Below are 16,020 nucleotides of genomic sequence, written 5' to 3' on the forward strand. Positions count from 1 at the left end.
GCGCCTATTTTCAAATAACGTAATAGCATAGAGAATCAGGCCTCCCGGGTAAGTTCAAGGCTATCTTTCAGTTGGAAATTGTCCTTACCCGTTGGTATATCGCGTATCCTGAATACTCAACCCCACTGTTTTGCTGTAAAAGGCGTGACTTTCCACGTTGTTCAACAGCAGCACCTCAGCGTGCGGCCGATGCAACTGCTGGCGAAACTGCTCCAGCGCTTCGCCTTCCAGCACGGGCAATGACTTTTTATGTTTCTGCCACCAGCTTTCCCGTATCTGCAAGCGGCTTTTTTCCCACGCAAACTCTTCTGGCGGAGCGTAAGGCAGCGGCAGATGACCTTCTTCATCCGGCACACGCGCCAGATAAATATCCAGCGTCGCTTCCCCCAGCCGAGTGGAAATTTCCACGGCGTCACTCCAACCCGAGTCGCTGGACCTGGCGCAGTAGCCATGCACTAACGCCAGCGACGACTGTCCGGCTATCGACCGCTGACTATACTGTTTCCCCAGCACGATGTTGGCGATTGCCTCCAACGCGGCGGGCGCCGCAATCTGCTCTTCATAGACGCTGTTAATCAAGGTCCGGGCATCTTCCGGCATTCTGATCGCCCCACGTTCACGCAGGATAGCCTGCGTGCGCCACAATGCCGCGTGGTCGGGATACACATAGCCGCTGTTGCGCAGTTCGCTGCCCAGCCAGTCGGCGTCGACTTCAGGCTGCCATTCCGGCGCCAGAACATGCAGTACGGCAGCGGGGCGCTCATCGGTCAGCGGCGCTTGGTCCCGCGCCGTTTTCCGGCGGCCATCAAGACGGCGAATATGCCGCTGTAAACGCCCGACTCGTTGGATCAGCAAATCAATCGGCGCTAAATCGCTAATCATGTTATCCACATCAATATCCAGCGACTGTTCAACCACCTGCGTGGCAATCAGCACTTTGCCCGAACGCTGTGCGGGCGTGCTGTCTTTACCAAACCGGCTCAGCGCCTGTTCTTCAATCGACAGACGATCGCAAAAGGCGAAACGGCTATGGAACAACAACATGTCATCCTGTGCCACGCCTTCCGCCACCAGTTGGCGATAGACCGCAATGGCATCATCCACACTGTTTCTGATCCAGCATATTGATTGTCCCGCCGCTATTGCCGCCTTGATGATCGCAATACCTTGTTCTCTGGCGGTCAGCCAGCCGATGGTGACTTCACGCTTCACTTCCTGTCGGGTTTCCAGCGCATTTTCCCGCAATCCCTGCCGGTTAAGCTGGGTAAACCACGGATAACGCGCATCAGGATCGGGTTGCCATCCCGTTTCACATGCCAATCCCTGCGCAAAAGCCCGCGTCAACCTTTCACGCAGACTGAGCGGCAACGTTGCGGTCAACACGATCGCACTGCCTCCCTGCCGGGCATGGAAACCGAGCAAATGTTCGATCAGCTTGCTCATGTAGGCATCATAGGCATGGATTTCGTCCAGAATGAGGATCTTATGCTGTAATCCCAGCACACGCAGCGACTGATGGCGGAACGGCATCACCGCCATCAATGCCTGATCGAGCGTTCCCACCCCGACATCCGCCAGCAGCGCCTTCTTACGCGAATCAGCAAACCAGATATTGCAGTCTTTGCTGGCGGTATTCTCTCCATTGTCGTACTGCGTCTGTCCCTGACTTTCGCCCTCCCACAGCGATTGCGTGAAGGTATGCGACATATGACGCGCGCCGTGCGCCAACATCAGGGACGGAGAATGATCAGGCCGATAGAGCGCCCGGTATGCTGCGGATAACCGCTGATACATGGCATTGGCCGTCGCCATCGTCGGCAAACCGACATAAATGCCCCCGCCTTTTTGCTGCGTCATCAGCCGATGCGCCAAGATCATCGCGGCTTCCGTTTTACCCGCGCCGGTGACATCTTCCAGAATAAAAAGCTGCGGTCCGTCGGTGGAAATATCAGCCCCCAGCGCCTGCTGTTGCAACGGCGTCGGTTGCTGGATAAACGGAAATAGCTGTTGGATATGTTGAAAAGACGAAGGCGCCGGCGTGCGCGGTAAACGTGAGACGACTTTTTCCGCCGTCGGTAACGCATGGCGCTGCCAGTAATCGCACAGTGGTATCGGCTCGCTGCAATAGCGAAAATCCTGCTGACGCGATCCCAGCCAGTCAGCCAGAACGGTCAGCCCGGCAAGCGCCCAACTCTGTTGTTTCAGCGTTGCCTGCCAGCGTCGGTCGGCAAAACAGGCGGGCAAGGAAGAAAGATCGGGGAAAACGGAAGTTAGATCGCACAGATAGTCCTTAACCGCCAGATAATCATCAGCGTGAAAAGCCAATTTTCCCTTGCATCCCGGTTCAGGAGGCTTGCCGTGGTGCCCGGTCATGATGTTCAGCCAGATATCCAGCGTTTTCTGAACGGAACCAGATATATCGCCAAAAGGAAAAATCGGCGGAATATCGTCACGATATTCCCACAGCCAGAAACCTAATGAATCATGTCGGGCGGAATCGACCTGTCCTGTGTTTTGTACTAACGGCGAGTCGGGATGACTATATTTCCGTTGAAACCCACGGGCGAACTTTCCAATATCATGCCACGCCAGAAAATAAGCAAACCACTGTGCCCCGTTTTCATTATCTAATTCAAGTTCAGAGAATATATTGTCAGCCTGGAAATAATTTTTCTTTAATAAAAAATATCCGCAGGCGGCCACATCAAGGCAATGGTAAGGCAGCAGATGATAATCATCCCCGCCCAGCTTATCCGGTGATTTACGGGCTTTTCCCCAATAACGAAAATAACGCTGATCGGCTGCGTCTTCATTCGCCATCTGCATTCACCCCGTCACCCTATTCCCACCCAATTAACTTACGCTGACGGATTATTCTCCACCAGCGCCATGATATTCCCGCCTTCTATCAGGTCGTCCGCTTTTTCTGCGTAAGCAAGTGTTTCCTGACTGTGCTGTCCCTGTTTCAACTGATTTGACTGGCCCAAAAAGATACCGCCTTTCTCAATCGACAGTTCATCAGAAAAAATATCGCCGACCATTTTCCCCTGCGCCAGTATGGTTACCGTGTGGGCATAAATACGTCCTTCCACATAACCATTGATCACAATCTGCTGCGATTTCATTTCACCTTTAACTTTGCCAATGTGCTCCACCCGGATGGTGTTTTCACACTGTACATCGCCTTCGATATGGCCTTCGACGGTAATATTGCCATCCGCCGCTACCTTGCCCGTCAGCTGCGTCCCCTGGGCGATAAACGTATCCTTCTTAACGCGCACAGGGCTTACTGAATTAACCAACTCCGGCGGGTTGCTTATTTCACTACTCTCTTGCGGCTCTTCTACGCTCTTTTTTCTTTTATCAAATGAAAACATCGGGTTACTCCTTTTAAGATTATAAAAAAACACCATCAGCACAACTATACCAGCACCCAGAATAGCGGCCAGTAGTTGCCCGTAATCCAGCGCGGGTAAATCCAGGTAGATATCGATAAACCAGATGACGACCAATAATGCCCAGACCGCCCACAAACCCCATAGCAGATTGTAATTACGCACGGTTACCGCACCGTTCAGGCAACTGCCACAGTTTGAGTTTTTTCGGGTTACTCAGCGGGGTGACGATACGGATCGGTTGCGGAAGATCGGTGATGATGCTGAATTCATTTCGAACCCAGAAAGAGGTGATTTGGCTCATATCTATCCCTTCTCCTTTGCGCCATAAATCCTGTCACAGAGTACTCAAACCAAGTACCGTTCCATAGGTATCGGATAAAGCGCTTTTTAATTTAGCCTGACGCCGCCAATGATGGGCGCTGGCTCGCAAAAATTTTCATCCTGTGTCATGCATTAAAAATACATTTCCTGTGCGCTCGCAAACATCTTCCGTGAATGAAGTTGATTAGCTAAACCGATTCTTCTATTTTAGCAATCAGGCTTAGCATCTTTGATAAGAGTAAATTTATGGCACACAAAATTTGGGTGATGGGCGATGCCGTGATCGATCTCATCCCGGAAGGTTCAGAGCGTTATCTCAAATGTCCAGGGGGAGCACCTGCCAACGTTGCCGTCGGCATTGCCAGACTGGGAGGCAGCAGCGCTTTTATTGGCCGCGTAGGCGACGATGTTTTTGGTCACTTCCTTCAGGATGTATTGCACCGGGAAGGCGTCGACACGCATCGAATGATTCGGGATAACCGTCATCGTACCTCGACGGTGGTCGTCAGTCTGGATGCTTTGGGCGAGCGTTCTTTCACCTTCATGGTACGCCCGAGCGCCGACTTGTTCCTGCAAACGGACGATTTACCCACTTTCAAACGAGGCGAATGGTTGCATCTGTGTTCGATCGCCCTATCGCAGGAACCTTCACGCAGCACCGCCTTCGAGGCAATGCGACGCATCAGATCCGCACAGGGATGGGTGAGTTTCGATCCCAATATCCGCGAGGATTTGTGGAACAGTACACAAGCCTTGCAGGACACGCTTTCCCAGGCGTTGTCGCTGGCCGATGTAGTGAAATTATCTCGTGAAGAGCTGAGTTTTCTCACCGCCACAAACGATCCCGAACAGGGCATCGCACAGTTGATGCAACGCTTCCCCATCCAATTACTGCTGGTCACGCTGGGCGGAGAAGGCGTATGGCTGCACGATCGCCAAAAATTGCAGCACTTCGCCGCGCCTTATGTCACCCCGGTTGACACCACCGGCGCAGGCGACGCCTTTGTTGCCGGACTGCTGCAAGGTCTCGCCGAATATAACGATTTATCGCATCGAAGCTCATGGGAAAGCGTGATCGAACAGGCACAACTGTGCGGCGCGCTTGCTACCACCGCAAAAGGTGCCATGACCGCCCTGCCGTTTGCGCAACAGCTTAAGTCCACGCCGCTCGCCAAACACTAACCCGCCTAATTTAATAAGGTCAATTGGCCTGTATTTGCAGTCAGGATCACAGTTACAGAATCGGGTTGGTGAAATTCCTTGCTAACCCGATTCTCTCACTTTAATTTCCATGAAAAACCGGTTTAGCAATTTAGCAAACCTGACGCTGACACATAATAAAGCTCCCCCAAGAAGAGAACTCAACATGAAACTAAATCATCTTGCCGTAACGATAGGGTTATTACTCTCGTCCCCTTTGTACGTTTCCGCAGCCAGTTCAGACAGCGTTGAGGCGCGCCTGAATGCTCTTGAACAACGGCTGCAACAGGCCGAAGCCAGGGCATCCGCGGCCGAGGCCCGTGCGGATGCGGCAGAGCAGAAAACGCAGCAGCTCGCGACCCGAACAGAGCAAACCGAACAGAAAACCCAGCAGGTTGAACAACGCACCACTGAGCTGGCCAGCCAGAAATCATTTGCCGATGGTTTCGAATTCCACGGCTATGCTCGCTCAGGCTTATCCATCAATGATTCGGCAACAAGTTCCAAAACCGACATTGGGCCGGGAATGTCACCCGCAGGTCAAACGGGTGGGCATGTTGGTCGACTGGGCAACGAAGACGATACCTATGTCGAAATCAAACTGGAGCACAAACAGAAACTGGACAACGGCGCGACGACCCGGTTCAAGGTGATGATGGCGGACGGCCAGCGCAGTTATAACGACTGGACGGCAGGCACCAGCGATCTCAACGTGCGTGAAGCGTTTGTCGAACTCGGTTCACTACCCTCCTTCACCGGGGCGCTGAAAGACACCACGCTGTGGGCGGGTAAACGCTTCGACCGTGACAATTTCGATATCCACTGGCTGGATAGCGACGTGATCTTCCTGGCCGGGACCGGCGGCGGGATCTACGACGTGAAATGGACGGACAGCTTCAAAAGCAACTTTTCCCTCTATGGCCGTAGTTTTGGTTCGTTGGACGGATCGGATCACGCTCTAAACGACGACATTAAAAACTATGTTTTCACCGCCAACAACTACGTCGGTCCATTCCAGTTCATGCTTAGCGGGATGAAAGCGAAAGATAATGAAGCCCGCCCTAACACAAGCGCAGACGTGACCAATGTTAATGCAGGCGACAAAGGGTATCACGCAATGGCTGCTTATCACGGGGACAGCTTCTTTGGCCTGCGTGAAGGTACATCCAAAGTGGCCGTGCTTTACGGCCACGGACTGGGCGGCGAAGTGAAAAACGTCGGTTCGGATGGCAACCTGACCAATGATGCCAACACCTGGCGTCTGGCCACCTACGGCACGACGCCGATCAGCAAAAACTGGAGCTTCGCGCCATCTATTCTGGCCCAGACCAGTAAAGATCGTTACGTCAGCGGCGACAGCTACGAATGGGTGACGTTTAATGCGCGTCTGATTCAGGAAATCACCGAAAACTTTGCACTGGCCTATGAAGGCAGTTATCAATACATGGATCTCGATCCACGTGGCTACCAGAGCCTCAATAAAGTCAGCGGCGGTTTCTATAAGCTAACGTTCGCGCCGACCTTCAAAGTGGGTGATATCGGCAATTTCTTCAGTCGCCCGGAATTACGTCTGTTTGCAACCTATATGGACTGGGATAAACGACTGGATAATTATTCCAGTGAGGACACCTTTGGCTCCACCGGATTTAAAGCCGGCGGCGAATGGAACTTTGGCGTCCAGATGGAAACCTGGTTCTAGCAGATAGCACAACCGCCGGTCGTCGCAACCGATGGCCGGCGCTGAGGATACCTCGTATCCAAATGATAAAAGAGGAATAAAATGGACATTAACGCCATAGCGACAGCACTCATTCCGTTATTGGGCGGGAAAGAAAATATCGCCAGTGCCGCCCACTGCGCCACCCGTCTGCGTCTGGTACTGACCGATGATAGTCTCGCCGACAAAAAAGCGATTGAAAATGTCGAAGGAGTCAAAGGCTGTTTCCACAACGCGGGACAGATTCAGATCATTTTCGGCACCGGACTGGTAAATAAAGTTTATGCCGAATTCATCAAAGTTGCCGGTATCAGCGAATCCAGCAAGTCTGAGGCAGCCTCATTAGCCGCACAAAAACTAAACCCGCTGCAACGTCTGGCCCGTCTGCTGTCAAACATCTTTGTCCCCATCATTCCGGCTATCGTGGCATCCGGTCTGCTGATGGGTCTGCTCGGCTTGATCAAAACCTATGGCTGGGCCGATGCCGACAGTGCGATTTTCATCATGCTGGACATGTTCAGCTCCGCCGCCTTTATCATCCTGCCCATCCTTATCGGCTTTACCGCCGCACGGGAATTTGGCGGAAACCCCTATCTCGGCGCCACGCTGGGCGGGATCCTCACCCATCCAGCGCTGACTAACGCCTGGGGCGTAGCCAGCGGGTTCCAGACCATGAGCCTGTTCGGTCTGGATATCGCCATGGTGGGCTATCAGGGAACCGTATTCCCGGTGCTGTTGGCCGTCTGGTTCATGAGCCTGGTGGAAAAACGGCTGCGCAAAGTCGTACCGGATGCGTTAGATATCATTGTTACCCCATTCCTGACCGTGGTCATTTCCGGCTTTATTGCCTTACTGATTATCGGTCCGGCTGGCCGTATGCTGGGCGATGGTATTTCCTTCGTTCTGAGCACGCTGATCGCCCACGCCGGATGGCTGGCCGGATTGCTGTTTGGCGGACTCTATTCCGCCATCGTCATCACCGGCGTTCACCACAGTTTCCATGCGATTGAAGCCGGTTTGCTGGGGAACCCGAGTATCGGCGTGAATTTCCTGCTGCCGATTTGGGCCATGGCGAACGTGGCGCAAGGCGGCGCGTGTCTGGCCGTCTATTTCAAAACCAAGGATGTGAAGATCAAGGCGATTGCCATTCCCTCGGCATTTTCCGCCCTGCTTGGCATCACCGAGGCGGCGATATTTGGTATCAACCTGCGATTCGTCAAACCGTTTCTGGCGGCCCTGGCCGGCGGCGCACTGGGCGGCGCCTGGGTGGTCTTCAATCATGTCAACATGACGGCCGTTGGGCTGACGGGCTTTCCCGGTCTGGCTATTGTGCAGGCGGGTTCTATTCTCAGCTATCTGATTGGTATGCTGATCGCCTTTGGCGCGGCATTTATCATCTCACTGCTGCTGAAATATAAAACGGATAGCGAATAATGAAGGAAGTCCACTTATTAAAGCGCATGGCGCATGCCCTGATGTCGGGTCATAACCAGACTCATGATGATCCTTACCGTCCGGCCTGGCACCTGTCACCGAACGTGGGGCTACTTAACGATCCAAATGGATTTATTCATCACAACGGGCGTTACCATCTGTTTTATCAGTGGAATCCTTTATCCTGTGCCCACGGCGCCAAATTCTGGGGGCACTGGAGTTCCGTTGATTTGGTGCATTGGAAACACGAGCCTGTCGCGCTGGTTCCCAGTGAAAGCTACGAAACTCACGGTTGCTATTCCGGCTCTGCCGTAGTGGATAACGATGCGATCACGCTGATTTATACCGGCAACGTCAAGTATGAAGACGGTTCGCGTACCGCTTTCCAGTGTATCGCCCGGGAAAACAACAACGGCGAATACGACAAGCTGGGGCCGGTACTCACGCTGCCCGAAGGCTATACCGGCCACGTTCGCGACCCGAAAGTCTGGCAGCACGACGATAGTTGGTACATGGTGTTAGGCGCGCAGGATAAGGCGTTACAAGGGAAAGTGCTGCTGTATCGCTCCAACGATCTGCTCGGCTGGGAACAAATAGCCGAGATCGCGGGTTCCCGGCTCGGCGGGCTCGGCGATTTTGGCTACATGTGGGAATGCCCGGATTTATTCTCTCTCGACGGACGGGAAATCCTCATTTGCTGTCCGCAAGGGCTTCCGCCAGAAGAAGAACGTTACCTGAATACCTTTCAGTCAGGCTACTTCGTTGGCGCACTGGATTATCAGCACGGCCATTACCAACACCAGGGTTTTCACGAACTGGATCTTGGCTTTGAATTTTATGCTCCGCAAACTACCGCAAGCGAAGATGGCCGACGCTTGATGTTTGCCTGGATGGCGATTCCCGACGAAAACGAATTTTTTGAGCCAACGATAGCGCATGGCTGGATCCATACCATGACCTGTCCACGCGAGCTGACGCTCCGTGGCGACGCGCTGTATCAACAGCCGGCGCGAGAACTGCAACAGTTGCGTACCCAGCATTACGCCTGGCGCGGCACTGCCGATTATGCGCCTTCCCTTCCCATCCACAGCGCAGAGATTTTGATGACGGTACAGGGAGAGTTCCAGCTGAATTTCGCTGCTCTGCTGGTGCTTTGCTGGGATGGCGAACGGCTGACCTTAAGCCGCCGTAACCTGCGGACAGGAGAGCCCGAACACCGCTACTGGCGCGGGGAGCTGAATCAGTTGCAGATCCTGTGCGATCGTTCCAGCATCGAAATTTTTATCAATGAAGGAGCCGCGGTGATTTCTGCCCGCTATTTCCCGGATCGCGATGCGACGCTTTCCTTCAGCGGACCGGGAAGACTGACGCTGCAACACTGGCTGTTGGCGTCATGCGTGATAGAATGACCGCACCTTTTTTCTGACAGCAGACTCCGTGGTGAAACAAACTAAACGCGTAACAATCAGTGACATCGCCACACTGGCCGGTGTATCAAAATCCACCGCCAGTCTGGTACTGAATGGCCGCAGCAAAGAGTTTCGCGTTTCTGATGAAACCCGCGATCGCATTCTGGCCGTTGCCCACGAGCAGCGCTATCAACCCAGTATTCATGCCCGCTCCCTGCGATCTTCCCGCAGTAATACGCTGGGGCTGGTTGTGCCGGAAATGACCAACTACGGCTTCGCGGTTATCTCGCGCGAGCTGGAGATGTTGTGCCGTGAAGCGGGATTACAGTTGTTGATCGCCTGTACGGATGAAAATGCCAGTCAGGAAATGATGGCCGTCAACAGCCTGATACAGCGTCAGGTTGATGGTTTGATCGTTGCTTCCAGCATGCTCAGCGATAGCGAATACCAGAAAATCAATCAACAATTGCCGGTGGTGCAATTCGACCGGGTAATTGGCGACTCCACATTACCGCTGGTGATTTCCGAAGCCGTGGAATCAACGGCGGAGCTGGTGGAACGCATCGCTCGTCAGCATCGGGAAGAGTTCTATTTCATTGGCGGTCAATCCCGCATTTCCCCGACCCGCGACCGTCTGGCAGGGTTTCAGTTAGGATTGCAGCGTGCGGGCCTGGAATGCCGGCCGGAATGGATTATTCACGGCAGCTACCATCCCAGCTCCGGCTATGAAATGTTCGCGCAGCTGTGCGCAACGCTGGGTCGCCCGCCCAAAGCGCTGTTTGTTGCCGCCTGCGGCTTGCTGGAAGGGGTACTGCGTTATCTGAATCAACACAACCTGATGGAAAGCGATATCCGCCTGTGCAGCTTTGACGATCACTATCTGTTTGACTGTTTACCGCTGAAGATTGACACCATCGCGCAGGATTGTGAAACGCTGGCGAGAAACAGCTTTGAAATGATTACGCGCTTAATTGACCAGCAGCCGCTGGACGAGGACAAACGCTATATACCGACCCGTATACACTGGCGGCATCCTGATTCACGTCAGTAAATCAGGATGCCGCCGTGAATATCATCTTCTGGAGCTATTTGGCGGCGGACTCCGCGCCAACTAACCCGACTTTGAGATAACCGGCCTTACGTAGCGCATCCATGACACTCATCATGGTTTCATAATCCACGCTTTTGTCTGCCTGAAAGAAGATGGTGGTTTCTTTATTGGCGCCGGTTTCGGCGTCAAGAACCTGAGCCAGTGACTGCTCATTAATCGCATCGTCACCCACATAAATCTGCTTGTCCGCTTTCACCGTCAGATAAACCGGTTTTTCCGGACGCGGCTGAGGCGCGGCAGAAGATGCGGGCAAATCTACACGAATATCCACCGTTGCCAGCGGGGCCGCCACCATAAAGATGATCAGCAAAACCAGCATGACGTCAATGAACGGCGTGACGTTGATATCATGCATCTCGCCATTGTCACTCACATCGTCGTTCATATGCATGGCCATGACTTATCCCACCCGCAGTTTATGCGCCGATGACGCCCGGTTGTCGTTGCTGGCTGCAACATCCAGATCGCGGCTCAACAGCAACAGCACCTGCGCGGCAACATCCCCCACCAGCGCTTTATAACCTGCAATCCAACGGGCAAATACGTTATAAATCACAACGGCAGGGATCGCCGCCACCAAACCAATGGCGGTCGCCAGCAAGGCTTCCGCAATACCCGGCGCCACAACGGCCAGATTGGTGGTCTGCGTCTGCGCGATACCAATGAAGCTATTCATGATGCCCCATACGGTGCCAAACAACCCGACAAACGGCGCCACGGCGCCAACCGTCGCCAGATAGCCGTTTCCACGCCCCATATGGCGCCCGGTCGCCGCAACGCGACGTTCCAGACGGAACGCGGTACGCTCTTTAATACCGTTGTTGTCGTCAGAACGCGCTGACAGATCCAGCTCATTCTGCGCATCACCCAGCAGCACTTGTGCGACACTGCCGGCGTTGAAAGCTTCCGCCGTTTCTGACGCGTCATCCAGTGTTCTGGCCTGTTCCAGAGCCTGATATTCACGGCGCAGGCGACGACGGGCGCCCATTAGCTCGACGGTTTTGCTGAAAAAAATCGCCCAGGTGACGACGGAAGCCAGCAGCAGGCCGATCATGACCGACTTAACGACGATATCAGCGTGTTGATACATTCCCCAGACCGATAAATCCGTTCTCATAAGATTGTTCGTGTCCGGATCCACGCTCATAGGAAGAGAAAGCGGAGAAGCTGGAGCCAATACATCCGGCGTCGCGCTATCCGGTGTCGCAGGAGCCGGCGTTGCGGTATCCAGTGTCGGCGCCTCAGCCTCAGGAGGAGGAGTGGGCTGAGCGACGGCCGCGCCTGAATTATCGCCAGAAATCGGCGCTGTTGCGGGAGCCGCAAACACATGTCCGCTTAGCCCTGCGCTAAACAGCAGAATAATCAGTACGCTACGGGAAAATGCGCTGAACGCGCCACGTTTTTTTTGCCAGGCTGATGACACCTGTTGAGTAATGTTACTGACAGCCGTATTCACGCTGTGCCTCCACCGTTAATTCAATACTTGTACCTTGGCACCAACACACCTGCGACTCGAAAGATGACGGGTATCATGACGCAAGAAATCAGCCTGAAATAATATCAGACCCTGAGTTAATTGATAGTCGTTCTCATTATTATTTACACTCTGCCAGGCGTTTTTTGTCGCGGCACTTTGTGCGGATGGCGTCGTGACAGGCAGAAAATGCCAATATGGTATAAAAATGATTTACCCACTTACATAAAGGAATAACGGCCGATACTTTTTATTCTGTGTCTCGCTTATTGCAAGTTGAGCATGCATGACTATGACTTTCACACCTTCCCGACCGGCGAATCAACACGCTGTAGATGACAACACTCCGCAAGCGATAGCATGGCGATACGATAAGAATTAATGTTTTCCGTTATGTGATCGACATTAAGTTATCACACCATTTTCCGCCTTAGCCCCGGAAGTTGCCCGACAGAAATTGAAATGCCATTTAATATTAAAATAAACAAAAACATTAAGTTACATAACATCATCTCTTCTGATTTGAAAAATATCTCATATAAAACAGCATTTCATATCACATATGGCTTTTGTGATATGGGTCATTCTCCAAAGTTGTATAATAGGTTAGCTTTACTCTTGAGAATTCAAGGGAACTTCACCAGGACAATAAAACAGATAAGGAACACCGCCCCCGCTCTCACAACTGACCCCTGCCCGTTAATGGGCTTAATTCTTATTAAATAGACCATTTGAATAAATTTACTCTACCTTACCCATCACCTCTGGAGATAACTCAATGAAGCTGTCGAAAACATTGATAAGCCTTTGCCTGAGTTCCGCGGCAATATTTATGACTCAAGCCATTCAAGCGCAACAAATTAAAGCCTCTGATGTTCACCCTGAAGGTTATCCAAATGTCGTTGCAGTACAAAAGATGGGGGAGAAACTGAAAGCCGCCACCAATGGCCGACTGGAAATCAAAACTTTTCCCGGCGGTGTTCTTGGTGATGAAAAACAAATGATTGAGCAGGCGCAATTAGGTGCTATTGATATTATTCGTGTTTCCATGACGCCGGTTGCCGCAATATTGCCTGAAATCGAAGTCTTTACCCTCCCCTATGTCTTCCGCGATGAAGACCATATGCACAAAGTGCTTGATGGACAAATCGGACAGGAAATTGGCGATAAAATTACCAATAACAGCAGATCCAAGTTGGTGTTTCTGGGTTGGATGGATGCCGGCACCCGTAATCTGATCACCAAACAGCCCGTCGCCAAACCGGAAGATCTTAAAGGCATGAAGATTCGCGTACAGACCAGTCAGGTTGCACTCGCGACGTTAAAAGCAATGGGCGCCAACGCTATTGCAATGGGCACCAGCGAAGTTTTCAGCGGTATGCAAACCGGCGTTATTGATGGCACGGAGAATAATCCGCCAACCTATATTGCACATAACTATATGCCGGTTGCCAAAAACTTTACCTGGAGCAGACACTTTATTATTCCGGAAGTATTCCTCTACTCAAAAACAAAATGGGATAAACTTTCTAAAGAAGATCAGGATCTTATTTTGAAATTCGCCAAAGAAGCCCAGCAGGAACAGCGGGTACTCTGGAATGAATACACTCAACAATCTCTGGATAAAATGAAAGCCGGTGGCGTTCAGTTCCATGAAATAGATAATGACTACTATTTCAAAGCGACTCAATCCGTGCGCGATCAATTTGGTGCCAAATATCAAGATCTGATTAAAGCCGTCGCCGACGTACAATAATAAATTCGCTATACCCAATAGACGTCATAAAGCTAAAGACAGTAACCAGAATGACACCCCGGCCGTTTAAAACATTAAACAGCCGGGGTGGATGAGGACGGACATCACTGCTGAACTTGAACGATATCGGGTATATACGGGTAAAACAGCAGAGCTTATTTACCCGTCATCATTGATGGTATACAGGTGAAAATATGGCACGCACTTATATTTCAACCATGGATATTCTCTATTTTATTGCCATGTGGATTTCAGGTCTGGCGTTATTAATCATGACGCTTATCATTCCCATTGGCATATTCGCACGCTATGCATTGAATGCCGCATTATCCTGGCCGGAACCGATATCGATTATCTGCATGGTGACCTTTACTTTTATCGGCGCAGCAGTCAGCTATCGTTCCTGTTCACATATTGCCGTTAGCATGCTTACCGATCGCCTTCCTGATGCAGGGAAGAAAATCTGTTCACATCTGGCCAATATTCTGATGCTGGTAATCAGCCTGTTCATTCTTTACTACAGCACCACGCTGTGTATGGAGCTATGGGATCAGCCCGTTGCAGAGTTTCCTTTATTGACGGCAGGTGAAAGCTATTTACCACTGCCAATCGGATCGCTGATTACCTTGCTCTTCATCATCGAAAGAATATGTTTTGGCCCGCAGGATAAACGCCCTGTGGTGATGCTTGGCAGTTCTTAATTCGGAGCCAATACCATGGATGCATTTATTTTAGTTGCCGCAATGGCCATATTGTTAGCGGTCGGCGTCCCCGTCGCTTACGCCGTCGGGCTCAGCGCCATCGTTGGCGCGTTTTGGATCGATTTGCCACTTGAAGCGGTCATGATCCAGATTACCAACGGCGTGAACAAGTTTTCACTGCTGGCGATCCCCTTCTTCATTCTGGCCGGTGCGATTATGGCTGAAGGCGGTATCGCCCGCCGTCTGGTCAACTTCGCCTATATCTTTGTCGGTTTCATTCGTGGCGGTCTGTCGCTGGTTAACATTGTCGCCTCCACCTTTTTCGGCGCCATATCGGGCTCCTCTGTCGCGGATACCGCCTCGATCGGTTCGGTGATGATTCCTGAAATGGAGAAAAAGGGCTACCCACGCGATTTTGCCGCAGCCGTCACCGCCAGCGGTTCCGTTCAGGCGATCCTGACGCCGCCAAGCCATAACTCGGTAATTTACTCACTGGCAACCGGTGGTACGGTTTCCATCGCCTCGCTGTTTATTGCCGGGATCGTACCAGGTCTGCTGCTCAGCCTGACCATGATGATCATGTGCGTGGGATTTGCCCACAAACGCGGCTATCCCAAAGGCGAGCGGGTTCCCTTTCGCCAGGCGCTGAAAATCTTCGTTGATACGCTCTGGGGATTGATGACCGTTGTCATCATTATGGGTGGGATCCTTTCCGGTATTTTTACCGCAACAGAGTCCGCAGCCATCGCCTGTCTGTGGTCGTTCTTCGTCACCATGTTTATCTACAAGGATTACAAATGGTCTGAACTGCCTAAGCTGATGTATCGCACCGTGAAAACGGTGACGATTGTGATGATCCTGATTGGTTTTGCCGCCGCGTTTGGGGCGATCATGACCTATATGCAGTTGCCAAGCCGCATTACGGATTTTTTCACCTCCATCTCCGATAACAAGTACGTCATCCTGATGTGGATTAACATCATGCTGCTGCTGATCGGTACGCTGATGGATATGGCGCCGCTGATTTTAATCCTGACCCCCGTGCTGCTGCCTGTCGCCATTTCTCTGGGCATTGATCCGGTACACTTCGGCATGATCATGCTGGTCAACCTGGGGATCGGGCTGATCACGCCGCCCGTCGGCTCCGTCCTGTTTGTGGCCAGCGCGGTCAGTAAACAGAAAATCGAACAGGTGATAAAAGCCATGCTGCCGTTTTATTGCGGGCTGTTCTTCGTACTGATGCTGGTGACCTATGTCCCGGCGATTTCTCTCTGGCTTCCCAAACTGTTCGGCGTACATACTGGCTGATAAACGCCATTCCGACTCAACGCATCAAGCCCCAAGCCCGCTGTTTACCGCGGGCTTTTTTCATCGCTCGTTTTTGCCTTCACCCCATGGATACTTGAAAGATGTTCATCTTCGCACAGCAGGAAGCCCCTTCTCACGGCGTAATAACAGTCACTCTTACCATTTTTTCCCTTCATATAGAAAACGCGCCC

At 52.1% G+C, this 16,020-nt stretch carries 13 protein-coding genes; 8 read left to right on the forward strand and 5 right to left on the reverse strand.

What is annotated here, in order from left to right; translation table 11 throughout:
• Positions 1–84 precede the first annotated feature (84 nt).
• The 3 genes from cas3 to DDT52_RS20925 are packed head-to-tail and all read right to left on the reverse strand — an operon-like array spanning position 85 to position 3,699.
• Complete coding sequence (gene cas3 / locus DDT52_RS09985) at positions 85–2,820, reverse strand: CRISPR-associated helicase Cas3' (RefSeq protein WP_425591544.1); 2,736 nt, start codon at positions 2,818–2,820, stop codon at positions 85–87.
• A gap of 38 nt (positions 2,821–2,858) precedes the next feature.
• Entirely contained in the window at positions 2,859–3,560 is a 702-nt protein-coding gene (locus tag DDT52_RS09990) for a bactofilin family protein (RefSeq protein WP_247595512.1), read from the reverse strand.
• Positions 3,553–3,699 (reverse strand): hypothetical protein, encoded by a 147-nt coding sequence (locus tag DDT52_RS20925; RefSeq protein WP_168709757.1) that lies wholly within the window; start codon positions 3,697–3,699, stop codon positions 3,553–3,555. Before DDT52_RS20925 ends, DDT52_RS09990 begins: the two co-directional genes overlap by 8 nt.
• A 266-nt stretch (positions 3,700–3,965) precedes the next feature.
• Here DDT52_RS20925 and DDT52_RS09995 point away from each other — a divergent pair, with 266 nt between their 5' ends.
• The 5 genes from DDT52_RS09995 to DDT52_RS10015 all read left to right on the forward strand — a co-directional run bounded on the left by DDT52_RS09995 (position 3,966) and on the right by DDT52_RS10015 (position 10,530).
• Positions 3,966–4,901, forward strand: coding sequence for an aminoimidazole riboside kinase (locus DDT52_RS09995; RefSeq protein ID WP_136156208.1), 936 nt, complete (start codon positions 3,966–3,968; stop codon positions 4,899–4,901).
• Between the two features lie 184 nt (positions 4,902–5,085).
• The gene (locus tag DDT52_RS10000) at positions 5,086–6,618 is read left to right on the forward strand and encodes a carbohydrate porin (RefSeq protein ID WP_136156209.1); all 1,533 of its coding nucleotides are present in this window, start codon (positions 5,086–5,088) and stop codon (positions 6,616–6,618) included.
• Positions 6,619–6,699: 81 nt separating this feature from the next.
• The gene (locus DDT52_RS10005; protein ID WP_136156210.1) at positions 6,700–8,070 is read left to right on the forward strand and encodes a sucrose-specific PTS transporter subunit IIBC; all 1,371 of its coding nucleotides are present in this window, start codon (positions 6,700–6,702) and stop codon (positions 8,068–8,070) included.
• Positions 8,070–9,479: a glycoside hydrolase family 32 protein gene (locus tag DDT52_RS10010; RefSeq protein WP_136156211.1), complete on the forward strand. Its 1,410-nt coding sequence runs from the start codon at positions 8,070–8,072 to the stop codon at positions 9,477–9,479. The genes DDT52_RS10005 and DDT52_RS10010 overlap by 1 nt, the downstream gene beginning before the upstream one ends.
• Positions 9,480–9,510: 31 nt before the next feature.
• Positions 9,511–10,530 carry a substrate-binding domain-containing protein gene (locus DDT52_RS10015; RefSeq protein WP_136156212.1) on the forward strand — a complete coding sequence of 340 codons (1,020 nt, stop codon included), beginning with the start codon at positions 9,511–9,513 and terminating at the stop codon, positions 10,528–10,530.
• 34 nt (positions 10,531–10,564) lie between these two features.
• On the opposite strand, the gene exbD is transcribed toward DDT52_RS10015, so the two are convergent.
• Positions 10,565–10,987 carry a TonB system transport protein ExbD gene (gene exbD, locus DDT52_RS10020; RefSeq protein ID WP_136156213.1) on the reverse strand — a complete coding sequence of 141 codons (423 nt, stop codon included), beginning with the start codon at positions 10,985–10,987 and terminating at the stop codon, positions 10,565–10,567.
• Positions 10,988–10,990: 3 nt separating this feature from the next.
• Entirely contained in the window at positions 10,991–11,737 is a 747-nt protein-coding gene (exbB, locus tag DDT52_RS10025) for a tol-pal system-associated acyl-CoA thioesterase (protein WP_136156320.1), read from the reverse strand.
• Positions 11,738–12,842: 1,105 nt separating this feature from the next.
• Between exbB and DDT52_RS10030 the strand changes: the two genes are divergently transcribed.
• The 3 genes from DDT52_RS10030 (at position 12,843) to DDT52_RS10040 (ending at position 15,829) form a co-directional block, all read left to right on the forward strand.
• On the forward strand, positions 12,843–13,820 hold the full coding sequence (locus tag DDT52_RS10030) for a TRAP transporter substrate-binding protein (protein ID WP_136156214.1): 978 nt from the start codon (positions 12,843–12,845) through the stop codon (positions 13,818–13,820).
• A gap of 194 nt (positions 13,821–14,014) precedes the next feature.
• Positions 14,015–14,521, forward strand: a complete 507-nt coding sequence (locus tag DDT52_RS10035) for a TRAP transporter small permease (protein ID WP_136156215.1) — start codon at positions 14,015–14,017, stop codon at positions 14,519–14,521.
• Positions 14,522–14,536: 15 nt separating this feature from the next.
• Complete coding sequence (locus DDT52_RS10040; RefSeq protein ID WP_136156216.1) at positions 14,537–15,829, forward strand: TRAP transporter large permease; 1,293 nt, start codon at positions 14,537–14,539, stop codon at positions 15,827–15,829.
• Positions 15,830–16,020: the final 191 nt, after the last annotated feature.

Origin of the sequence: Brenneria roseae subsp. roseae, from assembly GCF_003115845.1 — a bacterium.
In the GTDB taxonomy this organism is placed as follows: domain Bacteria; phylum Pseudomonadota; class Gammaproteobacteria; order Enterobacterales; family Enterobacteriaceae; genus Brenneria; species Brenneria roseae.